Annotated in this window: 19 protein-coding genes; 8 read left to right on the top strand and 11 right to left on the bottom strand. The window is 41.1% G+C overall.

Annotation, left to right across the window (positions count from 1 at the left end; genetic code table 11):
- The first annotated feature begins 210 nt into the window (after positions 1-210).
- A complete protein-coding gene (locus L1611_RS10185; RefSeq protein ID WP_236312989.1) occupies positions 211-3,621 on the top strand; it encodes a DUF2157 domain-containing protein in 3,411 nt (1,136 codons plus the stop codon).
- A 55-nt stretch (positions 3,622-3,676) separates the two neighbouring features.
- Here L1611_RS10185 and wecB read toward each other — a convergent pair whose 3' ends face one another.
- Positions 3,677-4,822, bottom strand: coding sequence for a non-hydrolyzing UDP-N-acetylglucosamine 2-epimerase (gene wecB / locus L1611_RS10180; RefSeq protein ID WP_236312988.1), 1,146 nt, complete (start codon positions 4,820-4,822; stop codon positions 3,677-3,679).
- A gap of 56 nt (positions 4,823-4,878) precedes the next feature.
- Positions 4,879-5,445 (bottom strand): VanZ family protein, encoded by a 567-nt coding sequence (locus L1611_RS10175; protein ID WP_236312987.1) that lies wholly within the window; start codon positions 5,443-5,445, stop codon positions 4,879-4,881.
- 150 nt (positions 5,446-5,595) lie between these two features.
- Between L1611_RS10175 and L1611_RS10170 the strand changes: the two genes are divergently transcribed.
- Positions 5,596-5,916 (top strand): hypothetical protein, encoded by a 321-nt coding sequence (locus tag L1611_RS10170; protein ID WP_236312986.1) that lies wholly within the window; start codon positions 5,596-5,598, stop codon positions 5,914-5,916.
- A gap of 103 nt (positions 5,917-6,019) precedes the next feature.
- Complete coding sequence (locus L1611_RS10165) at positions 6,020-6,379, top strand: DUF4870 domain-containing protein (protein ID WP_236312985.1); 360 nt, start codon at positions 6,020-6,022, stop codon at positions 6,377-6,379.
- A 58-nt stretch (positions 6,380-6,437) separates the two neighbouring features.
- Here the strand turns inward: L1611_RS10165 and L1611_RS10160 are convergent, their stop codons facing one another.
- Together L1611_RS10160 and L1611_RS10155 are read right to left on the bottom strand one after the other, a co-directional pair.
- Positions 6,438-8,039 (bottom strand): amidohydrolase, encoded by a 1,602-nt coding sequence (locus L1611_RS10160; RefSeq protein WP_236312984.1) that lies wholly within the window; start codon positions 8,037-8,039, stop codon positions 6,438-6,440.
- Positions 8,040-8,133: 94 nt separating this feature from the next.
- On the bottom strand, positions 8,134-8,991 hold the full coding sequence (locus L1611_RS10155) for a C40 family peptidase (protein ID WP_236312983.1): 858 nt from the start codon (positions 8,989-8,991) through the stop codon (positions 8,134-8,136).
- Between the two features lie 544 nt (positions 8,992-9,535).
- On the opposite strand from L1611_RS10155, the gene L1611_RS10150 reads away from it, so the two are divergent.
- From L1611_RS10150 to L1611_RS10135, 4 genes are all read left to right on the top strand, one after another.
- On the top strand, positions 9,536-11,179 hold the full coding sequence (locus L1611_RS10150) for a DUF6583 family protein (RefSeq protein WP_236312982.1): 1,644 nt from the start codon (positions 9,536-9,538) through the stop codon (positions 11,177-11,179).
- Positions 11,180-11,339: 160 nt separating this feature from the next.
- Entirely contained in the window at positions 11,340-12,548 is a 1,209-nt protein-coding gene (locus L1611_RS10145; protein WP_236312981.1) for an ABC transporter permease, read from the top strand.
- Positions 12,545-13,693: an ABC transporter permease gene (locus L1611_RS10140; protein ID WP_236312980.1), complete on the top strand. Its 1,149-nt coding sequence runs from the start codon at positions 12,545-12,547 to the stop codon at positions 13,691-13,693. The genes L1611_RS10145 and L1611_RS10140 overlap by 4 nt, the downstream gene beginning before the upstream one ends.
- The gene (locus L1611_RS10135) at positions 13,680-14,387 is read left to right on the top strand and encodes an ABC transporter ATP-binding protein (protein ID WP_236312979.1); all 708 of its coding nucleotides are present in this window, start codon (positions 13,680-13,682) and stop codon (positions 14,385-14,387) included. Before L1611_RS10140 ends, L1611_RS10135 begins: the two co-directional genes overlap by 14 nt.
- A 105-nt stretch (positions 14,388-14,492) precedes the next feature.
- On the opposite strand, the gene L1611_RS10130 is transcribed toward L1611_RS10135, so the two are convergent.
- Positions 14,493-15,344 carry a C40 family peptidase gene (locus tag L1611_RS10130; protein ID WP_236312978.1) on the bottom strand — a complete coding sequence of 284 codons (852 nt, stop codon included), beginning with the start codon at positions 15,342-15,344 and terminating at the stop codon, positions 14,493-14,495.
- 338 nt (positions 15,345-15,682) lie between these two features.
- Positions 15,683-16,480: an SGNH/GDSL hydrolase family protein gene (locus tag L1611_RS10125; RefSeq protein ID WP_236312977.1), complete on the bottom strand. Its 798-nt coding sequence runs from the start codon at positions 16,478-16,480 to the stop codon at positions 15,683-15,685.
- 269 nt (positions 16,481-16,749) lie between these two features.
- Here L1611_RS10125 and L1611_RS10120 point away from each other — a divergent pair, with 269 nt between their 5' ends.
- Entirely contained in the window at positions 16,750-17,088 is a 339-nt protein-coding gene (locus L1611_RS10120; protein ID WP_236312976.1) for a polysaccharide deacetylase family protein, read from the top strand.
- 154 nt (positions 17,089-17,242) lie between these two features.
- Here the strand turns inward: L1611_RS10120 and L1611_RS10115 are convergent, their stop codons facing one another.
- The 5 genes from L1611_RS10115 to L1611_RS10095 form a co-directional block, all read right to left on the bottom strand.
- Positions 17,243-19,768: an NEW3 domain-containing protein gene (locus tag L1611_RS10115; protein WP_236312975.1), complete on the bottom strand. Its 2,526-nt coding sequence runs from the start codon at positions 19,766-19,768 to the stop codon at positions 17,243-17,245.
- Positions 19,769-20,314: 546 nt separating this feature from the next.
- On the bottom strand, positions 20,315-21,721 hold the full coding sequence (gene argH / locus L1611_RS10110) for an argininosuccinate lyase (RefSeq protein ID WP_236312974.1): 1,407 nt from the start codon (positions 21,719-21,721) through the stop codon (positions 20,315-20,317).
- Between the two features lie 17 nt (positions 21,722-21,738).
- A complete protein-coding gene (locus tag L1611_RS10105; RefSeq protein ID WP_236312973.1) occupies positions 21,739-23,424 on the bottom strand; it encodes an ABC transporter permease in 1,686 nt (561 codons plus the stop codon).
- Complete coding sequence (locus L1611_RS10100; protein ID WP_236312972.1) at positions 23,424-24,503, bottom strand: ABC transporter ATP-binding protein; 1,080 nt, start codon at positions 24,501-24,503, stop codon at positions 23,424-23,426. Before L1611_RS10100 ends, L1611_RS10105 begins: the two co-directional genes overlap by 1 nt.
- A 47-nt stretch (positions 24,504-24,550) precedes the next feature.
- Positions 24,551-25,645, bottom strand: a complete 1,095-nt coding sequence (locus L1611_RS10095) for an extracellular solute-binding protein (protein ID WP_236312971.1) — start codon at positions 25,643-25,645, stop codon at positions 24,551-24,553.
- Positions 25,646-25,651: the final 6 nt, after the last annotated feature.

Below are 25,651 nucleotides of genomic sequence, written 5' to 3'. Positions count from 1 at the left end.
TATATCATCTAACGTATGGTATACAACTAATTTATGGTAAACAATTAAATAAATTGTCTAAATATGTAAAATCTACCAAAACATGATTAGGTCCATGAATATCTTCTTCATTAGCTGTTTTCCATTTTTTGATAGTATTAACCAAACACATCATATATAATGAACAGGTATTCATTTTAAACAATTTTCGATAAAGCAGAGGGGGATGAAATGGAGTTTTCAAGAGAAGAAAGAAGAAGAATATTTATTAAAGAAATATCTCTTCTTAAGAAGGAAGAGTATATTACGGAGAAAGAATTTGAATGCCTATTAAATGCACATAATGACTATTACGCTGCTGTAATAGCAAGTGAGCAACAACATCATGAAACCATTGTCACAAAAGATGAGAAAACTCCCCCACCAGTTGAGCCTGCTAAGACGACGAAGGTAAAAAAGAAGTTGACACTCGAAGAGATCAGGGAGAGAAATATCACATGGTCCTTAAACCTAGGCGTTATTTTACTCCTTATCGGTGGATTATTTGTAGCGACAAGTAATTGGGAGACAATGTCAGATTGGATGAAAAGTGGTTCAATTATACTGGTCTCCGGTCTGTTCTATGGGTTAGCCTTCATTACGAAGCGTATATTGAAAATTGATAAAACTGCATTTGCATTCATTGTATTAGGAAGTTTATTTTTACCGATATTCATTCTTTCAATAGGGTGGTTCGGGTTATTTGGTCCCTACCTATCCGTTTATGGTCAAGGCAGATACATACTAGGGTTAATTGGAAGCCTCTTGCTTATACCGATTTACGGATTATTAGCCCGAGGTCTCTCATCTCGCCTGTTTGTTTGGTTTTCCTACATAACTTTATCGATCTGTATTGGATTTTTACTTGCATCCTTCAGCCTTCCAGTAGATGGGTTTTATATGGGGATCATGTTATATAATGGACTTTTGCTCGTAATCTATCATTGGCTAAAGAAACGGGAAGTGTTGAAGCTCTTTTTCAATGAACTCGTCTATTTCTCACAAATCAATCTTGTCTTCTCGACTCTTCTCATGCTCTTTTTTTATGAAAGCAATACGTTCTATAGCTTCAATCTATTGTTAACTGCAATATTATATTTATCTATGATCTATGTGAGCAGGCAAAAAGAGTATCATTTCATATTCAGCACAATGATTGTATATGGAGCTTATCAATTGATTGAAAATTCGTTTCTAGAAACATTCAGTGCCCTGTTTTATGCACTACTAGGGATTATATTTTTAGTGGTCCCTCGTTTCCTGGATGAGCAATTTCCATTGAAAAAGGCTTTTCACTTAACAAGTGCTGCCGTTTCTGGCTTTGCCTTCCTCTACATCAGCTATGAAGGCATTTTATTGAAAATGAATGAGCCATCGTATCTATTGATGCTTGCTTATCTCATTATTGCTGGAAATTTCATTTATCTATCAAATGTTACCAAGGTGCGTTTGTTTACATATCTAATCCCTGTATTTTTAGCGGCTTCTTTGTATGAAGTTGCATTGAAAATGGATCAATGGATACAATTCGACACATTCTTATTACCTGCATTTTTCATCGGATTTATTTTACTTATATGCTTTGGATATATAATTAACCTTCGTCTGCTTCAAGTAATTCGTAATAGTTCAAAAGATGTCGGAATCGGTATTATGCTGTTTGCAATTATTGCAAACAGTACTTTTGATCATTCCTGGGAGCTTGGTATCCAATTTCTCTTTCTGGCGATCTCATCGTTTATTGTTATGGTTTCAGATAATCATATCATATACAAAAAAACAGCTCCCTGGGTCCTTCCCTTCTCGCTTGGATTTGCATTTATAGCCTTTGGAGAAGAGTTACGAAGAGCATCAATTTTTTACTATACTGAATTCGGAATTTCAATGGACTTTGTGTTAGGGAGTTTAGTCCTGATTCTAAGTTACTTTACCTGGAAATCAATTGGACGAAACTCGCTTGCACTGAATTCCTTCTTTTTCGCACAAGGTTTTTACACGTTAGGCATTCTCACAGCTTTAACCTTACCAATTAATGAAACGTTGGTACGACCAATTGTCTTGTTAGCTGGTATTGGAGTTTATTTTGCATTATATAAAGTGACGACTTTCAAATGGGTGTCTTTTCTCATAGGGATGACAATCCTTGTATGGTATTTCACTTTAGTATGCGCCTCACACCTAACATTGGATTATACAAGTTTCATGGAATCAATACAGCTGACTCTAGGAGGAGTCTTCCTTCTGATGATCACCGTATTGATCCGAAAAAGTGACAATATCTTATCGAACGGATTAGTCTGGGTGGCTCACTGTTATTTTCCTTTTGCATTGTTGTCCACCTATATCTATTACAATGAAAGATCACTCTGGAGTTTTATAGTCGCTGTGGGAATATACGCGGTGAGTACCTATATGATACATACAGAGTGGAAGATCAAAACGTTGCTATATGGAACCTTCACGACATTGTTCATGACAGTGTTCGTATTTCTGGAAACATTCCAGTACGAAGACAAGGTTCCATATGCTTTTCTGTTTACAAGTCTATTGATTGTGTTTTTCTGGGGAAGCACCAACAAATTTTATAAAAAAAGAACATCTTATTATCTTGTTCCCTTTTCTATATTCGGAATCGGCTCTTTTCTAATGGTCAATCCATATGGATGGCTTACATTCATTTTGACTGTAACTTTTTCAGTTGGATTACTCATTTTCCTACATAAAGTAAAATGGGATCTGGTCGCTTCTCTTCCACTTTTATTAATTCTTATCGGGACTGCTCAGTTTTTAGAGATGTCAGATTTGGAATCATCTTTCAAAATTCTTCTAGCAGCCGGTATCGCCATTGGCTTATTATTAAGTGGACAATTTATATACAAATCCATTTATAAAATGGAGTACGGTCGGTTAAAGCAGTTTGATAGCTATACAATTGTTGCGTTCATTTTCTTTGGGTATTTATATACCTTGCAACATGATTTGATTGGGATGAAAGCTTTACCAGGTATCTTAATCTCGATTGGATTTTGGATTCAAAGGAACCGTGTTCCCTCAAGCTGGTTCAAGTTTGTTGTATTTCTTTCGGGAGCATACTTGCTGCAGCCCTATTATGCTTTAGTAAACGCAATTTCACTTCCACCTTTATGGAAGCAAGAAATTTATGATTTACCGTGGATTATACTTGTAGTTTTTCTTCGCCGTTGTATGGAAGGAAAATATAAAAGTATCACAAGTCAAATCCAATGGGCAGTTCTTTTGATTGTTTCAGTATTACTTATTAAAGATGGACTGGAAAGCTCGACAATTTACGATGCACTCATTCTCGGATCGCTTTCCTTATTATCAATGCTTACAGGAATGTTTAAACGGATAAAATCTTATTTCTTTATCGGGGCAGGTGTATTATTGCTTAACGTAATCTTGCAAACCAGACCATTTTGGGGAAATCTTCCGTGGTGGGGTTACCTCCTCATTACTGGTTCACTACTCATTTTTGTAGCAAGTTATAACGAGTGGCACAAGCAAAAAACGTCTAAAGGAAAATTAACAATTTTAACGTTATTCAAGGAGAAAGTCATCAAAAAGATCGCACGTTGGGATTAAATGCTTAAAAGAAGGGCTCACACATATAAATTGTGTCAGCCCTTTATTATAATTTTTATACTTGAAATTCTTTTGGACGTTCATTTCTTTTCTGGAAGTGGTAAAGGATTGCTTCTACAATCCTTCGGGAAGCTTCTCCATCTCCATAAGGATTCGAGGCTTTTGACATTTTTTCATAAGCTGCCGGATCAGTTAACAATTCATTAGCAAGCTTATAGATGTGATCTTCTTCAATACCTGCCAGCTTTAGTGTGCCTGCTTCAATCCCTTCAGGTCTTTCAGTCGTATCCCTGAGTACCAGGACCGGAACCCCTAAAGAAGGCGCTTCTTCTTGTATCCCACCAGAATCTGTTAGGATGATATGAGCTCTAGAGGCTAAATTGTGAAAATCGATTACACCTAACGGTTCAATCAAATGGATCCGATCATGTTCCCCCAATATATCTTGCGCGACCTCACGAACTGCCGGATTCAGATGGACAGGATAGACGACCTGGGTATTTTCATGTTCATCAACTAATCGACGTATAGCAGAGAACATCTGACGCATAGGTTCCCCGAGATTTTCTCTACGATGGGCAGTCATCAAGATAAGCCGATCATCATTCAGTTTTTCAACCACCTGATGTTGGTAATCTTCTTGTACAGTTGTTTTCAATGCATCTATAGCTGTATTACCCGTAATGTAGATGTCGTTGTGTTTTTTATTTTCATTTAAAAGATTCTGTGCTGAATTGTTTGTAGGTGCGAAGTGCATATCGGCAAGCACACCAGTCAACAATCGGTTCATTTCTTCTGGGTAGGGAGAATATTTGTTACCTGTTCGTAGCCCTGCCTCCACATGTCCTACAACGATTTGATTGTAAAAGGCAGCTAAACTGGCCACAAATGAGGTGGACGTGTCCCCATGTACCAAAACAATATCTGGTTCAGCTTCTTTAAGAACTCTATCAACACCTTCTAAAGCACGGTTTGTGATTTCCACCAAGCTTTGGCGCTGTTTCATAATGTTTAAATCATAATCTGGAGTGACTTCAAAAATTTCCAATACTTGATCAAGCATTTCGCGATGTTGGGCTGTCACGGTCACAATTGATTCGATATCATCAGGATGCTTTTCCAATTCAAGGACTAGCGGACACATCTTGATCGCTTCAGGTCTTGTACCAAAAATCGTCATAACTTTAATCTTTCTATCCATTTTGTTTCCCCCCATACTCCGTCTATCGTAAATGGTACTTTTTAGTAATACTTTGGTCAATTTCTTTCATTCCTTAATTGGCGTTTAGTTGGTAGTCCAGACTTTTTGTACAACATGTAGTGAGCCAAAAAGACACCTATAATCGCTCCTACACTATCTAAAGCGACATCCTCCATATGAGGCGATCTTTGAACTGTAAAGCCTTGATGGATTTCATCTGAAACCGCATAAAGGCACGTGGTTAGGAGTGACAGGCTGATGATTGATGCATGTTTTTCAAATAAATTTCTGAATGCTCTATACAGTAGAACGGCTAGAATCAAATACACTATAACGTGGGTCCCTTTTCTGATGAAAAACTCTATGTATCCTGCTTCACTTAGCTTATGGATACTAACTTCTTCACCTGCATAGTAAAAAGCGAGGTCAGAAAAGTAGGTCGAAACCCATTCTAGTGAGACAGCATCATGAAGCAATGGTCTGATATCTTGTTCACTATAGGGCTGGGCCGAAGAATAAAAAATCAACCCCATCCATATTAGAACAGGACCCCAATATAATAACAGTTTCTTCATTTCCATCCCTCTGGATTTATTATCAAAGCCTATTATAACTTTCTTCATCTTATCATAGCACCCGATTTTATAACATTTCATATTAAGAATTTTTAAAACCACACTTTTTTTGGTATTTTAAAGAAAAAGCAAAACCTTTTCGTGTATTAACCGTATATAGTGATATAAAGAAAAGTTTTTAAAAGGAGCGTTAAGCAAATGAAAACATATAAAATACTTCAATGGGTAACAGGCGGTTGTGAAGCTTTCCTTGCAATCCCGGTTATTGGAGGGACATTCGTCTTAGCCAACTGGTATATCCCTTTATTTGTCATGTTGGGACTTCATATTGTTACACTTGTATATGTGAACAAAGAAGCGAAAATTGGATTTCAACGTGTGGGAAGTATCTTCGGGATCATCACCTCGTGCATCGCTTGGATCCCTATTATCGGCTGGCTCATGCACAGTATCACAGCCATCATCCTGTTGATCAGCGCAGCAAGAAAAGACAAAGATGAAATAGAAGTCATCGGATAACGACTCCACCTGCCGTACCAGGCACCCAAAAAGAACATTATTATATCAAGGGTTCTAAAATGGTGCCTGGCACTAACTGACTATTATAAAGGAGTGGATTCTTTTGGACCATAATAATGAACTTTCGAAGGATGAAAGAAATTGGGGGATGTATGTTCACCTTGCAGGTTTTGCTGGGTATTTGACCGCAACCCTCGGATTCATAATAGCACCTCTTCTAATCTGGCTACTTAAAAAAGATGAGTACTCCAATGTTGACTATCATGGAAAAGAAGTATTGAACTTTCAAATTAGTTTCTACCTTTATGGACTAATTGCTGGGGCTTTAATGGTTATCCTTATTGGCTTTGCGTTACTTCCTATTATTGTGATTCTCCATCTAGTGTTCATGATCATTGGAACAATCCGGGCCAGTGAAGGAAAATACTACCGCTTTCCATTGACGATTCGTTTCATCAAATAAAATTGCACGTGAAAAAAGCATGCGGTCATTTTGAACGCATGCTTTTATACTGGCATCCTTATTTCTTCTTATATACTCTTTCCCCATCGATCCATGTTTGCAACACTTGGATTTCTTTTATATTTTGGGGATCCACTTCTGATGGATGGTCAGATAACAGGATAAGATCTGCTGCATAGCCTTCCTCCAGCTTTCCTTTCTTGTCTTCTTGGAAATCGAGATAAGCACCCGTTTCGGTGTAAGCTTTGAACATTTTATCTAGCGGAAGTTTTTCATCCGGAATCCAACCGCCTTCAGGATTTCCATCTTTGTCAGTCCGGTTTACCCCAGCAAAAATGTTCACTAGAGGAGAAAGGTCCCCAATCGGACTATCTGAACTGCCTGTATACGGTATCCGCATTTCATCGACCGTATTCCATGGGTTACAATACCTTTCCCGCACTCTTCCAACCCAATCTCCTGTTTGATCATATTCATCCATCATAAATCCAGGTTGAATCTCGAGGTAAGGTTTAATTTTCTTCAGCCTCTCCAATAGGTCGGGCGCTAACACCTGGGCATGGATGATTCGGTGGCGCATTTTCTCAGCGCCTACTTGCTCGATTGCATTAAGGGCTTGTTCAACGGCTCGGTCGCCAATTGCATGCATGGCGACCTGCATGTTGTTTTCATCCGCAGTCTTTACCATTTCATTCAATTCTTCTTGTGTGTAGATCAGCTCGCCGTCAGTTTCTGGTTGGTCATGATAGGGTTCTCTTAACGCTGCTGTATGAAGTCTTTGTGTCCCATCTAAAAAGATCTTGAAAGCCCCGACTGTCACCCGATCCGTCCCATCACCAGTACGTTTGTCATCGTTTCTAATAAAGCTTTTCAAATCTTCCACATGGTAAATGTAGTGATGAAGCTGAGCTTTGATCGGCAGCTCCCCATCTTTTTCAAGGTCAGTGTACGTCCGCCACACCTGATCAAAAGAACCTGCAAAATTGACATCATCTGTCTGGACCGACGTGATACCGTATTCAAGCAAATGCGGGATAGCGGCTTTTATGGCTTCGTATGTTTCCGCTTCTGTTTTATTCCTGAAATGGTACTTGATGAAATGAACGGCTGTATCCTTGAACCGACCATTCCAATTCCCGTCTTTATCTTTTTCAATGAACCGGTCATGATTTTTTTCAAGCTCAGGCTCTTTCCTTAAGATCTTCAAAGCCTCTTCATTTACGATACATTCGTGCCCATCATCGTGTAGAAAGAACATCGGTTTCTCGTATTCAAGCTCTTCTAATTCTTTCGCTGTCAGAGGATGGTCCAGGTCTTCAAATTGATCGTCAATGACTCCTCGTCCAATAACCCAATCGTGCTCTTCCATCAATTCTTCATTGTACTTATTGTGTACGATGTCTTTCATTTCACTCCACGATGTCACCTTGCGGAGATCAAGCTCTTTTTTCATCAATCCGTAGCGAAGCAGGTGCATATGGGTGTCATTGAAGGATGCTGTAACGGTTGCGCCATTGCCATTAATGATAGTCCCTGCACTTTGATCTGCTCTACCCTTGCTGATCGCTGAAATTTTCCCTTTGTCAATTTTAATATGATGAACCTGCTTGTCTTCTTTTACACCAGGTCGGTAAAGGTATACATTGTCTATGATAGTCATGAGCACGGCCTCCCTATAGAGAAAATTACGAGTAATCGTTGCACCCCTAGTAATCCGACTACCCGTAATTTCCTTTAGATAATCCTAAAGATGCCTATTTGGGAACCATTACCTGTTGTCCTGGATAAATCAGGGATGAACTCAACCCATTGGTTTTCATTAATTTTTCTACGGAAACGCTGTATTTTTGCCCAATGTCCCATAACGTATCACCTTTTTGGATGGTGTACATGCTGTAGGAATGGACTACAATATCCTTCGATTTTTCTTCACCAGGTAGAAGGATGGTTTGCCCGGGATAGATCCAATGCGACCTGATGTCATTCAACTTTTTCAAGGTCTGGACGTTCGTCCCGTAGCGTTGGCCGATGTCCCAGAGCGTATCGCCTTTAACAACTGTATGGAAACGGACCGATTTTACAGTCACTTTTACCTCAAACGCTTTCTCAGCCTCCCCTTTCCCCTTTACGACTGTTAACTTCGGTTCTTTTTCAACCTTTACTGTGTCTGATAAGACTCTTCTCGCTGTCACATATCGATCGCTCCAATAATGGGGTGAAAATGGGTTTGCATAGCCGACACCTTTACTTTGTGCGCCGATCATCTTCCCATTACCAGCATAAATGGCAACGTGGTTGATTTTTCCGTCAAAATTCGTATCGAAGAAAACAAGATCACCTGGCTGCAAGTCCCCGCTACGTACCGGCTTCCCAACTCTTGCTTGAGCTCGACTCGTTCTAGGCAGATTGATGCCGTGATAACTAAAAACCGTTGCCGTAAAAGAAGAACAATCAAAACTGGACGTGTCCCCTACTGGCGAGCCATATCTGTAAGGTGTTTCCAAGTGTTTTTTCGCGCTCTCGATCACCTCTTCCCCGGAATGTGCATATGCCTCTGTCCCGACTGTCATGACAAAGCCAGCCGCAAGTGCTCCAGGCAATACCTTTTTCATCCGAATCCCTCCTCTAGGTTTTTTCGACGATTGTTCGACTTGGACTCGGTTTCTTCATGCCTGTCTGTGTCGGAAAAGCCCTCTATTACTCGGTCTAACTCACCTTATGCGATGGACAAATCCGATATGCCCTAAACTCCCCGTTCCACCCTCTGTACCAGGCACCGTTTAAAAAGCCGGTGATACCAAGGGGTTTGAAACGGTGCCTGGTACCATCTGGAACCCCTTGTGGCCCAAGGGTTAAATTTTCGTGCCTGGTACACTGATCCAATTCTCCGACTTTTTATCTAGTATTCTACTTTTTAAAATTGGATAACATAATAATGTCCAATAGGGTTTAAATTAGAAAAAAATACCTTCCCCTATTATTACGAAAAATGGTTGATACAGGATTAGGGACGGTGTAGGATTAGAAAGGTACGTAAATGCTTCAAATAATTTCCTTGAATATGTCGGATGTTACAGAAACTATTTTGAAGCTTATCCGTATTTTATGAATAGGAGATTCATAGCCTTATAATACATACATAACAGGAGGACAAAGATGGAAAACAATCAAGGAAAAAATGAAACAGCTGCTTCGATCGAGCCTTCACAGCAGACAAGCAGGAGCAAGAAACCGATCCTGATTTCGCTGGCAGTCGTCGTTTTACTTGGGATCAGTGCAACGGTCTATGCAATGTTTTTTAACCTATCGCCGAAAGAGACGTACTTTTTGGCTGAGAAGAACTCAATGGAACAGACACAGGAATCATTTAATAAGACGTTTGCGGTCAATAAAGATGTCAATGAAAAGATGCTGAAAGACCCTTCAAAATCAACCTTGACACTAGGTCTTAAGAGTATTGAAGGACTTGGCGCGATCGACCCGAACATGGCGATGTTCGCCTCTATGCTAAACGACGTTAAACTGAGTATGGCAGCGCAGCTCAACCCTGAGAAAAACGAGGGGCTAGCTGAATTGAAAGCGGGCATGGGCGGTACTGAATTCATCAAAGCGGAAGCCTATCAATCTGAAGATCTGACAGGTTTGAATGTTCCCCTTCTCTATAACAATTACCTTTATTTGAACAATAATCAATTTGGAGAAGTAATGAAAAAGTTCGATCCGGCGTACCAGGGACCGAAGCAAATCGATAACGTTGTAGAAATGCAGTTAGAAGCAATGAAGAATCAAGGAAAATATGAGGAACATGCTAAAGAGTACGGTAAATTCCTTCTTGATAAAATCAAGGATGAGAACGTAACACAAAAAGACGGTGTAGAATTCAAAGGCAACAAATACAAGCAGCTGACACTCCAACTGTCTGAACAAGAAACGAAAGACATCCTGAAAGCTTTGATTGATAAACTTCAAAAAGATGATGAATTACTTGATCTCTTGATCGATACCAATTTAAATACTGGGTTCAATACTCCTGGAATGGAAACAGCTGATATCAAGGAAACGGTTAAGACTGAATTGAAAAATGCTTCTGAGGACATTGACCAGGTGAAAATTCCAGGCGGATTCAAGAGCGTCATCCTCGTTGATAACAATGAAATAATCTTAAAGCGTGATGTTGATTTTAAAATCGGTGATGAGTCAGAGCTTGTAGTCATGGATTATTCCAGCCACGCCTTACGTTCGGACGATATCATTACGGATGGTAAATGGGAAATCAATATCTTCCCAGAAAACGGTGAGAAGCAAGATTATTCGAAAGCACTTCTCGAAATCAAAGGTAAAAAAGGTGAAGGTGAAAACGCCACACGTGATATCATTGGAACATTCGCTTTTGCTGAAGCAGGTGAAGTTACAGGTGTAAACCTTAATGCTACAATTTCCGGAGCTCCTGAAGACATGAAAGCAGATTTCGAAGCATCTATCAAGGATCCGAACAACTCTGGCATTCCCCCATTAAAAGGGCATTTCACACATAAAGTGACAGACGATCTGGACAACGGAGCCTATGCATCAAATGGCGAGTTAGGGTTAGAAGTGGATGCTGGACTTGGCGCACCAATCAGTGTAACGTTTGATTATGAGAATAAAACTGAATTCACCAAAAATCTTAAATTCCCGAGTGTTGCTAATGACGGGGAAAATGTAGCCGAAATGAGTCCTGAAGAAATCCAACAAATCATGACAGACATACAAACACGCATTCAAGGAATGATGATGAACGGTCCACAAATGTTCAACTAGAAATAAAGAAAACTTGGCAAAGCCAAGCCTTTGGCGCAGGCTGAGTCATAGTTACACTTATATTGAAGAAAGTTATACTTTCTTTAAATGCGAAGCAAGGCAAGTGTCTGAGAAACCTCCACACTTGCCTTCTTTTTACACTGATAAATAGGAGATCAAGATGAGAGCATTCACACTTGCACAGACACAACTGAAAGAGATCTTCCGTCAGCCAATCACGTGGGTGGTCCTTTTTTTAATGCCCTTCGCTCTCATCGGCTTTTTACTTTATGGTCTTGAAAATGTAATCAAGTCGGAGTCCTTGCTTCCATCTTTTGAAGTAGCGGTTGTGGACAAAGATGACAGCCCTGAAACACGTTTGTTGATCCAGCAATTCCAGGATGATGATGAACTACAAGCATTGATTACCTTCCGGACAGTTAATGAAGAAAAAGCCCAAGGACTGTTAGAAGAAAATAAAATCGCTGCTATTCTGATCGTTCCTGAAGGTTTCGCCAATGGAATCCGCTATGGTGACAATAAACCTGTTACTGTTATTGGTAATGAACAAAGGCCCTTTCAATCTGCTCTCTTCCAAGAGATGATGAATAGTGCTGCGGACTTAGTGAGTGCGGCACAAAGTGGCGTTAATACGATTTATGATTATTTAAAAGAACAAAACCTTAGCCATTCCTATGTGACGGAAGTTTCAGATCAAATGATTTTAGAATTTACGACCTTCGCTTTTGGGCGAGATAACATGTTTGAGAAAGAAAAAATCAAGTCATTCCAAGGGGTTACACCCTTCAAATATTACAGTGTCTCTGGCTTTATTTTTCTTTTGTTGTTGACCGGACTGCTGACGATGAGTTTGACTTCATCTACAAATACCCGGATTGAGGAACGCTTACGAACTTTTGGTGTGTCTTCTGGAGCTCATGTTTTTAGTGGCTTCGCTACTCAATTCGTCATTTTATTGATGCATGCAATTCTGATCATAGCCGCTTTATGGATTTTGACAGATTTAAAGGTTACTGGCCACTGGGGCTGGAGTTTCGTAGTGTTTATCGTAACAATTGTAGTCATCAGTGCCTGGTACACTTTTTTATCCAATCTTCCTATAGCTGAGGGGATTCGTGTTTTCATCGGGTTCATCGGAATTGTTATTTTTGCCGCAGGCGGAAGCTTGATTTTCCCAGAATCCTACTACACTGGATTTTTGGAATGGCTCAATCTTTCCACTTTGACACACTGGATACATATTAGCCTAGTACATTCCATTTTTATTGAAAATGAAGATGTGCTGTTCTCAAGTCTTGTTGTGTTAGGTGGTATGACAGGACCCCTCCTCTTCTCTTCCTATGTGTTAAGGCAGGTGAAACAATCATGAAAATGTGGCATTTTATCCGGACAAGATGGAGAATCGCCATGAGTAATCGCTGGCAGTTCCTGTTGATGCTTCTCTTGCCCCTCTTCGTTTTTTGGGTTGCTGAGCAATTGTTATCTCAAGGATCTGAACAGTTAAAAATCCCTGTCATTGTCTTAAAAGAGGAAGAAAACGATACAGTTAATACGATTATAGAACGTGTAAAAGAAAATGAGACACTACAAATCTTCGAAAAATCCGAAACTGAAGCAAAACGACTTTTAGAGACAAACCAAGCGGAAGCAGCCGTTGTCTTTACTGAAGGTATGGAAGAAAAATTAAATCAGGGGAAAATCGAAGACGTTATCCAATTGTGGGAAGCACCCAATGCCATCTCTACAGGTTTGATTGAAGAATATATTGCAAGTGTGGTCATCAGGTTGGCGAGTAATGGTAAAGCCGCCACATATCTGTCAAACGAATTTGATGGCGCTGATGTATATGAATATGCCTGGCAATACAGCGATGATCAGTGGGTACCTGAACCTCTGATGACAGTCGAACATGAAAGTGCAAGTAAACCAGCTCATACTCAGAAGACTGAAAAAAACATTAAACCTTTGTTGTTCGGCATACTCAGTATCTACCTCATGTTGATCAGCTTTTATATGCAAACATGGGTGATGACAGAGCGAGCGAACGGTCTTGCTTCAAGGACGGGCATGTTCGGGGTCAATCAGCTTACCCGCTATCTCTCAAACCTGCTTGGTTCGATTACCGTTGTACTTGCAACACTGTTACCAGTCTCCATCTATCTCTTGATTGGAGAAGGAGATATGGTGCAAAACGGATTTCTGTTCATCGCCTATGCAGTCGCTTGTTCTGGAATCAGCTTCTTTCTAGCGAACTTGTTTAAAAGCACGCTGCTGTATCATTTAGTAGCCGTTGCGATAACGGTTGTAACTGGTGTATTAGGAGGAAGCTTCTTCAAATTGGAGGAGTTTTCTGACCGCCTTTCCAACGCATCACAATACACGCCGCAATACTGGTTTTTGAATGGATTATCACGTGCAAATACAACTACTGAACTAACTATCCTAGTTGGCCTTGGAGTTGGGTTAATCATATTAGGATTAGGGATAGGAGTCATGCGACATGATCGAACTTAGAAATGTATACAAACGATATAAAGGTACGGATGTCGTAAAAGGTGTGGAGCTCATGATTCCTCGAGGAGCTCGTGTCGGGCTTGTCGGACCAAACGGGGCTGGTAAATCGACCTTAATGAAGATGATTGCCACACTAGTCACGCCATCTAAAGGGGAAATCACCGTTAGCGGGCAGTCTGTGACCAGAAAGAAAAAGCAGCTCCGGCGCAGAATCGGCTACGTCCCGCAGGAAATCGCGCTCCATACAAGCATCTCTGTAAAAGAAAACTTGAAATTTTGGGCGGGGATGGCTCCGGGAAACGTATCAGAAGCCTGGATTTTACAGCTGGTGGATATGGTCGGGTTGAGGGATAAAGTCAATGAACGGGTCGATAAGTTATCCGGAGGGATGCAACGTAAACTCAACATCATTGTTGCTCTCCTCCATAATCCTGAATTACTGATTATGGATGAACCGACCGTCGGCATCGACATCCCTTCGAAAACCGAGATCGTTGCTTTTTTAAAAGCACTAGGACCGGACAGGACGATCCTGTTTTCATCCCATGATCTGCAGGAAATTGAGATGCTTTGTCACTATGTATTAGTGTTGGAGGACGGCGTATTACGACATTTCAGTTCAATCAACGACTTGCCACACAGCCAAAACCCGACACAGGAACTGCTTAAACAACTTCAGATCATCCAGACTTAGATCACCATAATTTCTTTATTGAGAGGAAATTGTCTTATATAAAAGAAAAAATTCCTTTTAAGTAGGGTTACTACCTAAAAGGAATTTTTTTATTTTTATTTTTATTTAGTTAGGAATCTTAAACGTTTGGCCTGGATAGATCATGCTGGATGATAGATTGTTTGCATCCATTAAAGCCTTGACAGTAGTACCCTGCTTAACGCTGATCCCCCATAGAGTATCTCCAGATTTAACTGTATAAGTTCCACTGGTAGAAGATGATGATTTTGGAGTAGTACTTGCAGCAGTAGTAGCAGCAGTACCTGAAACCTTCAATTTTTGCCCCACATAGATGATGTGTGAAGAAATGTTGTTCAACTCTTTTAACTTAGATACTGATGTATTATATTTCGAGCTTATTCCCCAAAGCGTATCTCCACTTTTTACCGTATATACCGAAGTGTCAGATGAGCTAGATGAAGTACTCTTTGTTGTTTCACTAGCAACCTTGGTATCAGGTTTAACAGAGTTCAATACCCTTTGCGCCTTAACGAAACGAGATCCCCAGTAGTAAGGTGAAAATGCATCTGCAAACGCTACGCCTGTTGAAGACTGTGCACCAAGCATTTTCCCATTACCAGCATAGATCGATACATGATTAATGACACCATCAAAATCAGTATCATAGAAAAGTAAATCTCCAACTTGAAGATTTGACTTTGAAACAGTTGTACCCACATTAGCTTGAGCACTGCTGGATCTTGGCAGTGTGATACCGTGCTTTTTGAATACCGTCACTGTAAAAGATGAACAATCAAATGAACTTGTCGTTCCTACTGGTGAGCCATAACGATAGTTTGCCCCTAGATAATTATCCCCCGTATCGATAATTTGATTTCCTGTTGCCCCGAATACTTGTCCAGCCCCAGAAAACATAATTCCTGTTGCAAGTGCGATAGGTAATAACTTTTTCTTCATTACTTCTCCTCCAATTGGATTTTAGTGGTACTGGTCATAAACCAATTGGGAGTAAGTTAAAAAGTAGAGTGATATGTATTTTAAATCGAAATATGTCTAATCTATGATGATAGTTATGTAATTTTCTATATCTGGTATTTTCTTTCTACTTTGCTACTTATCCCCTGTCCCCATAGTTATAATAGCACAATAATGATTACAGTGACTTTACAGGATTATTACAAATAAAGTAGAATTTACTAACTATTTGTATTATTTTGTAACTTAGTGTGTATTTCATATCTTTTTTAGCCTACCGTTTAAATAGGTCATTAGCTAAGTAGGGTACACCAAACTCATCATTTTCCTATGAAATAATCACTAATAAACTCTGCCCACACTTTATTCCCTTTATCATTAGGAGCACTGTCATCTGAAAGGACATATTCTTTGATTGTTACATCACTTGTTCCTGGCCAATTTTCCCAATGATTTAAAAATAGGATGTCATTTTCTTCAGCAAACTCTCGTATCTCAACCACTTGATTATCATAACTGTTCGATTGATAGATTGGGTGGGGTGGTTGGAGAATGAGAACAGCCTCTTCATTCCTTTCTAGTAATTTTGATTTCATTAAGAGGATTGCAGTCTTCGTATCCTTTACGGCAATCCGTCCCCGGTTATCATTTAAAATGAATGGCTCAAGCAACACAATATCAGGATGTTCCTCTATTATTTCAGCGTACCTATCACTTGAATGCACACGAATGGAAGTCTCCTCACCAAAACTATATGGAGTCAATTTGAAGACACCTTCCCCGTATTCTTCGTTCAGTTTTTCTTGAACAAGGATTGGCCAGGGATTTTCCCCTTTTGATTGTGCATCTGAACCGATGACTGCCATATGCACGGGGACTTCATTCTCTACTGCGTTGATAACTTTTTCGCGTATTTCGTCTGATAGATTGGATGTCAACTTATTGTGATCAATAAGTTCTTCTTTATGAATGGTTTCTTGTTCGCCCTCATAGATGCTTCCTGCCTGAACACTTTGCATCTCAGGTTTTGAGTTGATTTTTGTTTTCCAATGGAAATGACCAAAGACAATAATGCCAATACAAAAGCAAACAACAAATATGTATAGTAATTTATTCATATTTCCCCCTTATAAAACGACAAATAAACGAAAGCTATTCTTTTTATAATAGTGCGTTAAACGCAATATTTTGTCAAAAAAAGTTTATTTTCTGAGCAATGAATGGGTTTGATGGTAACATAGGTTCATAAACTTATTTAACTATGATCGATTATAGTATTTTTTTACCATATAAATCCGACAATATTTTCTTCAGATAGCAATTTACAGACGAAATTCTTTTCTATATAATCATTTTATAGGTTTCATTTACCAGAAAGGTGGGTCTAATGTTGGGTATAAGAGAGATATCTGTTGTACTTGTGAACCCTGGGCAACGTTCTCAATCAACCCAAATTCCAAACGATCTAGCATACTTCGAAGAGTTAATCGGGGCACCAGTCAGTGTTGAAAAATTCTTAATAAGTGGGTATCGATTAGTGTGCAGTGTTGATGAAGGGTATGGTTATGATAATTCCACATTACCTAAAGGAACTTACTTCATTGCAAAATATCAGGGATCATTTGAAGGTATGAGTATGGAAGAAACGGAACATATCAAAAGATTACTAAGAGGTCGCGCTAAAGGAAGAAAGAAAAAAGGAATCATGTCTTTATTCTCAAGATAAAATAAATCAGTTGTTTCTTATTTGGTCTTATGTACCTATCATTGTTTTTATAATATAATTTTTTGGAATCATACAGTGTTTTCATGAAAATAAAGCAGGCTGTAATAATGTGTCGGATACATTTGTACATACACCTTATTACAGCCTTTCCATTTTATTCAGATTTCGGATAGCTTAGCAAGTTTGTAAAAATTCGGTATCCTCCTGGGACTTGGTTCTGGATTTGGCGGTACCAGACTAAATTGGTATACACGTAGCTACCTTCACCATAATCCGTAAACAAGATTCCTCCATCAAAGGTATCCCCGTCCAGATCTGTCATATTAACGAGTGGTTCGTAGCGGTCATCCCACTCCATCGGATAATATAATCCTCTTTCTTGTACCCAGCCTTCCCAATCTTCATCAGTGATATTGTTCGGATAGTTCAATAATGTGTGGTTCGGTTGTAAGATTTGATACTCAGAATTTTCATCGGTTACACGCCATTCAATCGAAGGCTGTCCAATCGTCAAAGGATATGGAGCAGTAGACTCAGCATTCCAATTATCCCATGGTTTATTGTATTGGACGACCAGGTGCCCTCCACTCTCCACATAGTCCAATAACCGCTCATTATTATTCGACAGATCCTCACGTGATAGATAGGCCCTGATTCCCGTAACAATGGTATCATACTGGGATAAATCTTCGTTTGCCAGTTCGCCCTCAGAGATTTTCGTGACGTCCATACCGGCATTGATTAGATGATCGGCGACTACATCAAAGCCTGATTCGATATACCCGATCTTCAAATCCTCTGGATAGTTCAAATCAAAGGCAACGCCATCAACCGCTGCTTCCCTTAAGTAATAAAACGTGCCGATATGATCATAAGTGATTTCTTGTACTGTCGTGTTGATTTGCTTGCCTTCAACACTCGCCACTGGCTGAATTTCAAGTTTTCCTTTTTTAATTCCTTCAGGAGGGGTGACGGAGAAGGAAACTTTTTTCACTTTTTCATCTTCCCCGAATTCAACTGATTGACTGTCCAGTGGTTCCCAACCCTCTGGTAGTGCCAATGACACATCAGCCGTCACAGGTTCATTTGAATAATTCGTAACCGTCACTTCAATCGTTTCTTCCTTCATCTCTTTAGCAGTATTGACGATCAAGCTATCAGGTTCAGCTTTCAGTCCAACCTCTGGAAGAACGGCTATCGTTTCTTCAGGGTCATAGTGGAGTTGTACTGGCTCCTTTCCAACTTCATAGCTTACTTCAGTGGATAGGGCGCTATCTTCATAAGGTTGATAATACGCAGCATCTTCCGGGACTTCTACTGTAACTTCAAGGTCCTTTTCTTCCCCAGGAGCTAAATGTTTAACCTCCATGCTCCCCTTTACTTCCCACTCCTCAGGCACCTTTAATTGAGCCGTGACGTTCTTCAGGGATTCGTCCCCGTTATTCTTCAAAGTGATACTTACTGACGTGCTCGAGCCTTGTGTTAAATTTGGAGCGTCGAGTATTGTTGATACTTCTAGTTGTGACGCTACTTTACTGGCATTCGCCAGCTGTTCTTCTTTTACGTTCAATCTGTGCAATAGATCGTTTTTATCTACATCTTTAAAATTATAGTGTGTGACTGACCGTTTTGTTCTGTGTAATTGTTTTAAAGCATCGTGGGTTTCTTTCAAAACTGCACTATAGCTTGGATAAGCTTCTATTACTTCTTCAAGCTCTTCTTGAAGCGTTTCCAAATGATGTTTGATTTTCCGGTCACTTCTCTTTAATTCTGCAGCATATTCATTAAAATCATAGTACAATCCTTGGAATAGTGTCTCTTCATGAGCAGGAATGTCCCCAACGGAAGACTTGACCAAATCCAAATAGACCATTTCCGACCCAGGCTCAACCTCTCTACCCATCCCCTGGCTTTTATGAAGATAACGTGATTCTTCTCCAATTTGGGGATACGTTTGGTCGTACACAGGGTCATAGCCTCCGACTTCGATCCCAACCGTTGCTGTGTCCTCTGATTCGGCGGGCAAGTATAACTTTTTGATTTGCCATGTATCGAGCCCTTCTTTTTCAATCTGGTCAGGAAAAACGGTAGGGTCTGCTGCGTCTTCAAATGCTTTAAGCGACAAAATGGTGATTGCTCTGTGGTGGCCGTGCTGGGACTCGACATCGCGGAAGGATGGCATTACAATGTCTGGTTGGTAGGAACGGATCAATCGGATAAAACGTTCATAGGTTTCTTCTTCCCCCCATTTTTGCAGCGTTTCCTCAGCGGATTTGGAAAAACCGAAATCATAGATCTCATCATCAGTGGTCTCGCTTAGATGGAAGACTTCCACTCCAGTGACCTTCGAGGCTTCGATCATTTCCCGTGACCGGATGATGCCAAGGCCATTTCCTAATTCCTCTCCGATCTCATTTTGCCCCCCCTCACCCCGGTTGGCGATCATGCTAGCGGTATGTACCCCTAGCCCTCGGGACAAATATGCCAGGAGGTGGCTCGGTTCGTCATCTGGGTGTGCTCCTGTGTTCAAGAAGCTGGTTATCGTATCAAGAGGCTTTACAGCACTCCAAAGTTCTTTATCATGTTGTTCTTGAGGTGTCTGTCCATTTGAAACAGCAGGGATGATTAGGGTCAATACCATCAGCAAGCTTAAGGCAATCATCCATTTCCTTTGAAACATCCATATTTCTCCTTTCGAAAGTAGATTTCTAAAGAAAACTCGGGCTTTGCCAAGCCTTGGTAAAAGGCTGAGCCTTAGGTGGTTAACCACGAAGGTTACTGGAAGTCTGACGAGGAGGCTCGGACCAAACAAAGTTTGGCTCTGGGTGGGTAAACACTTCGACCTGAATCAATGTGTCGCCGCCGCAGGAGGTCTGAAGTGATCCGAGTGGTTGGGCGATGGAGCTAGACATCACTTCACCGCAACCAAAATTTTTATGCTGTCTTCCTTCAAAAAAGGCACAAACGTTTCCATTACTACTGTGCCCTATTACAAGCCTGTATGCTCACCTCCTTAAGGATTTTACCAGGCTAACAATTGGTTAGTTACCCTTCCTAATCAACGAAACGCTAAGGGATCCTTTATTTAGGGATTCCTCAATCCTTTTCAATGACCTTCATATGTTGACTAATCGCAACTATTGTCATCAAATGCTTGATAGATACAGGTAGAAAATAATAGTGAAAAAGAACGGGGCAGCATACGGGCACTCCGCCCCTATTTCGATCACCAGCGGGATTTTCTCCTTTCGATCATATCCTTAACGATCTTGGAATTCGTTCCACCTGCAACTTTTCGCCGGGCTACGAAATGTTTCGGACATACGATTTCCTCCCAGTCTTCCTGCGTGATTTTTATTCCGTCCATCCATTGGTTGACTTCTTCTCTCGTAATTTCATACAACTCTTTCTTTAAGCGATCTGCTTTCCTTGCAATTTGACTTGCTGTATGATGGGCTTCCCTGAATGGGATCTCATACTTCCTTGCCAGTACATCGGCTAGTTCCGTAATCGTAATCATGTTCTCTCTTGCTTGTTGATAGGCTCGGTCATGGTCAAAACTCATCGTTGAAACGACCGCTCTCATCAACCTCAGCACCCGTAAGCATTTTTGGAATCCATGATAGATATGTGGCTGTAGATCGTCCTCCGTGTCCACGATATCTCCATAAGGGGTGTTGTGGATCATTTGGATGGCTGTCATCCCTTCCCCTACAGCACTGCTGGCTAAAGCACGGCAATGTTCGATGGATACTGGATTCCTTTTTTGCGGCATGATACTGCTTATCTGAACATAAGCATCTGAAACCCTCAACAGGCCGACCTCTTTGGAAGCCAGTCGCAAGAATTCCTGGATCCAACGTCCCATATTCGTCATTAGACTGATGATCACCTGACTGGCTTCGATCAAATAATCCCCTGTAGCGATTGCATCGTAAGAGTTCTCCACTATTCCGTCAAAATGAAGGAGTTCAGCCATACGTTCACGATTGATATTGAAGCCGGTCGTGGTAATCGCACAAGCTCCCATCGGCGATTGATTCACCACCTCGAAGGCTCTTTTTAACCGGTCATAATCCCTCGATAAATTATCATAGATTCCCACCAGGTAATGCCCAAAAGTAGTCGGTTGGGCAGGTTGTGTATGGGTATGGGCAGGCATGATCGTGTCCATATGATCCTCCGCCTGAATCAGCAATGCTTGGCCAAGCTTCTTCACTTCATCCATGACCTCGCCCAAATAGTCGCGGATCACCATACGATACATCGTTTCGCCCATATCATTGCGGCTCTTTGCGATGTGCATCTTTCCAGCAAGATTCGCACCGATGATTTCGGCGATCTTTGATTCGATCAAAAAGAACAAATCCTCGTATTGCGCTGAATATTCGATGGTTTTCGAGTCTATGATCGAAATTTGATCAACCGCATATAAAATCTTTTCAGCCTCTTCTTTAGAGATGATTTGTTGCTCTTGAAGCATGATGGTATGGGCTCGATGGACCCGCATCATACTCTCAAATAAATGAGCGCGCTGATACTGGAAGATAGGCATCAACAGATCGTTCGCAAAAGTCTTTCCGGGAAAAGAACTGCCATCCAGCTCTTCAAACTTTTCCTTATGTGTCTTCACGCTGTTCCCACCTTTTTTTACATTGTTTTTTCAGATTTCACACCCAGGAACTTATAGGAGATGAACAATACGACCGCGATCAAGCCAACCTGGATCATACCGTAGGCTGCCGCCTGTCCAAGGTTGAACATCCGCAACTGGTTCATGATTTCAATCGAGATCGGGCGATTGCTTAGTGTGTACAGGAGCACAGAGGTCGGAAATTCCCCGACTGCCTGGACAAAGGCAAGCAATGTCCCGCTCAATACACCCGGCATGATGATCGGAAGGACGATCTTACGGAATGTATAAAACCATTTTGCGCCGAGATTTTGTGCGGCTTCTTCAATCGAATCATCCAATTGCTCCAATACAGCAGAAGTGGACCTTACCACTAAAGGGATGAACCGGACAAAGTACGCTAAAGGCAGTATCCAGAAGGTGCCTACCAATGTTTGTCCAAAAGAAAAAGGTGTCGGTTTGTTGAAGGCTAAAATCAGATTCATCCCAACAACCGTTGCAGGCAATGCCCAAGGGATCATGACAAGGATGTCCAATAGATTCTTTCCGATAAACTTCCTTTTAACGAGCGCATAAGAAGTGATGATTCCGAACGCAAAACACCCAAGGGACGCAACAAACGCCATGAATAGACTATTCCGGACAGGGTCCCATATCGACGTATCTTTGAACAAGAGAATGTAGTTTTCCAGATTAAATGTCGTCGGATAAATCTGCCATGTCCAGGTCCCTTCTGGTACGAGCGATAAAATCAATAGAGTGGCATGCGGCAAAAGCAAAATGATCATTGCCACGATTCCGAGACAAACCATGGTCCACTTTAAGAAAGGATTGCTTACCTCACTTCTGTGGGCACCGATGCCTTTACTGGCCATCCTGTAATCACGACGGTTCTGGAACCATCTCATAAATAATAGGAACGAGATGGAAACGACCGAAAGAATGACCGACTGGGTTGCCGCCATTTCCAAATTGCCATTTATCTTAGAAAAATAGATTTGCAAACTCAGCACCCGAAAGCCCCCTGCTAATAGGAACGGAGCACTGAAGGATGCCATCGACACCATGAATACCAATAACGAAGCAGCTACGAGAGCTGGTGTCAGCAAAGGAAAAGTAACTTTCCAGAAAACAGTCCAACGGTTGGAACCAAGATTATAGGCTGCATCTTCAAGGGAAGGGTCGATATTGTTGATTGCTGAGGAACAAGTCATATAAAAATAGGGATACATCGTATAGGCATGGACCAATAGAATCCCAGGGACGCCTCCGATACTGAATGGCACCTTCGAGAGATTGAACAAGTCTTTGAATGCGTTCGGCACAAGACCTGCTTCTCCATAAAGGAACATGAATGACATGACTCCGACTAAAGAAGGCAGGACAATCGGCATGATCGCCGCTCCGGAAAAGAACTTTCGTCCCGGAAAATCATAACGGTTGAATATGAAGGCCAGTGGGACACCAATCAGGGCACTGAACAGGACAGATAGAATGGAGATATAGACAGAATTCCAGAGTGCTTCAAGATTTGAAGACGCCTTGGAACCGAAAAAGTCTCCATAGTTTTTAAGTGTCGCTGTACCGTCCCTTTGAAAACTCTCAATAGTGGTTTCGATCGATGGATATAACACGTATCCAGCCAGAACCAATATGATCGGGATCAACAATAAGGCCGTCTTCCTGTTTTCCGCGTTTAACATCATGCTCTCTCCCTTATTGATGGGACTACTCTGATTTTTTCAGGCGGCAGCTGGAGAACAACCTCGACACCCTCCTGCAGATATGTAAATGGACCCTCATTTAACGTAGTGACTTTTAGTTGCACACCTTTTGACAATTCAATCAACGTATGGACTGCAGCACCCGTAAATTGAACGATTTTTACTTTCCCTCTCAACACATTCAGTCCAGTGATCTCTTCATCACTCACTTTTACCGCTTCTGGCCTGATTGAAATTTTCAGTTCCTGGTTCCTGAGTCGTTCGTCCAATGGCTCCTCGACTTGAATATCCATCCCAAGGTCAGCACAATGGAGTCTATTATTCTCATAAGCGACATTGTAAAGATTCGTTTCCCCAATGAATTCCGCTACAAAGTCATTGACAGGATCATTGTAAATCTCGGTCGGTGTACCGATTTGCTGACACCTTCCTTCATTAAAAACGGCAATTCGGTCGCTCATCGACAATGCTTCTACCTGATCATGAGTGACATAGATGGTAGTAATCCCATAATCCCTTTGCAACCGTAAAATTTCTGTCCGCATTTCATCTCTCAATCTAGCATCCAGATTACTCAAAGGCTCATCCAGCAATAGGATATCGGGCTCGATCGCTAAAGCCCTCGCCAAAGCCACCCGTTGTTGTTGACCGCCACTCAATTGACTGACTTGGCGATCGATAAATTTTTCCAAACGTACTTTTCCCAGAACTTCTTTTACTTTTTCTTTGACTTTCGAGCGCTCCAATTTCCGCACTTTTAAACCGAACGCAACATTTTCAGCAACGGTCATATGGGGGAAAAGGGCATAATTTTGAAAAACCATACCCGTATTCCGCTTCTCAGGTGGAACTGTCGTCATATCCCGATCATTGAACTTCACTTTTCCTGCAGTAGGATAATAGAAACCTGCAATCATCCTGAGAGTTGTTGTTTTACCGCAACCACTGGGACCGAGAAATGTAAAGAACTCCCCTTCTTCAATTTTCAAATCAAGTTCTTTAACGGCTGTGACATTTCCGAACTTTTTCGTGATGTTGGATAAATTTACTGCTGACATTGACAACAACTCTCCTTTTCACATCTTATAAAATGACAAAGAACGGGTTATTCGCTCTTGTCCTTATCTGTACTCTTGATATTTTCATCCCAATGTTCCATCCATTCTGCTTCCTTCTCCTGGAACACCTTCCAATCGATGTCCATCGGTTTGATTTCCGTGTTTTCTATCCATTCCGGAAGATCGCCGATATCATCACGTGTCGGAATCCGGTAGTATTTTTCAGCCAAAAGCTTAGCAGCCTCCTTCGTATTGACGAATTCATAAAAGGCTTTCGCTGCCTCTGGGTGAGGGGCATCCTTCACCATAGCTATCCCTTCTGTCAAGACCGGGGTGCCGCTTTCCGGAATCACATAACTGAATGGGTAGCCTTTTTCTTCAGCAAGCATGACTGTATCAGGCATGTTCCATACAGAAATCGTACCGACTCCCTTTGCCACCTGGTTATACATGACTTCAGGATTAGCGCTGTACTCTTTCGTGTTTTTGTCCAGTTTTTGAAGCCACTCATACCCTTCTTTAGGATCCTCGCTATCTTTATAGGAACGGTAGATCATAGCTGAATAGATCGTACGCATTGTCCCTGAAGCCAGTGGGTAGCGGATGATGATTTCATCCTTCCATTCAGGGTCGAGAAGGTCATCCCAATCTTTCGGTGCCTCTTCTTCAGAAAGCTCCTTATTGTTGTACAAAATCACTTCTGGAGTCTGTGAAGTACCTGTCCAAGCCCAATCTTCATCATGGTACATGTCATCTAATGAGTCAGCATATGTAGGTTTATATTCCATCAGAAGATCTTCAGCCTTTGCTTCATCAAACATGACTTGAGGGGCTCCCCACCATATATCAGCCTGCGGATTGTTCTTCTCAGAGCGGACACGATCGAGAACCTCTTGTGAACCCATATCAAGAAATTCCATATCTACGTCGTACTCTGCTTCGAATTGTTTTTCGAATTCGCTTAAAATATCTTTACCATGGGGAGAATACACAACAACTTTATCTTCTAGATCGCCGCTGTCATTATTTCCTGAAGACCCTTCGTCCGAGCCATCCTCACCTGCCATGCAGCCAGCCAGGATCATACTGGACACGAATAGAGAAAGAAATGACCGATACGTGTGTTTTTTAGTAATTTTCAATCTGAA

It is taken from the genome of Pseudalkalibacillus salsuginis (assembly GCF_021646685.1).
Classification (GTDB): domain Bacteria; phylum Bacillota; class Bacilli; order Bacillales; family Fictibacillaceae; genus Pseudalkalibacillus; species Pseudalkalibacillus salsuginis.
This window is presented reverse-complemented; position numbering and strand designations above follow the sequence as displayed.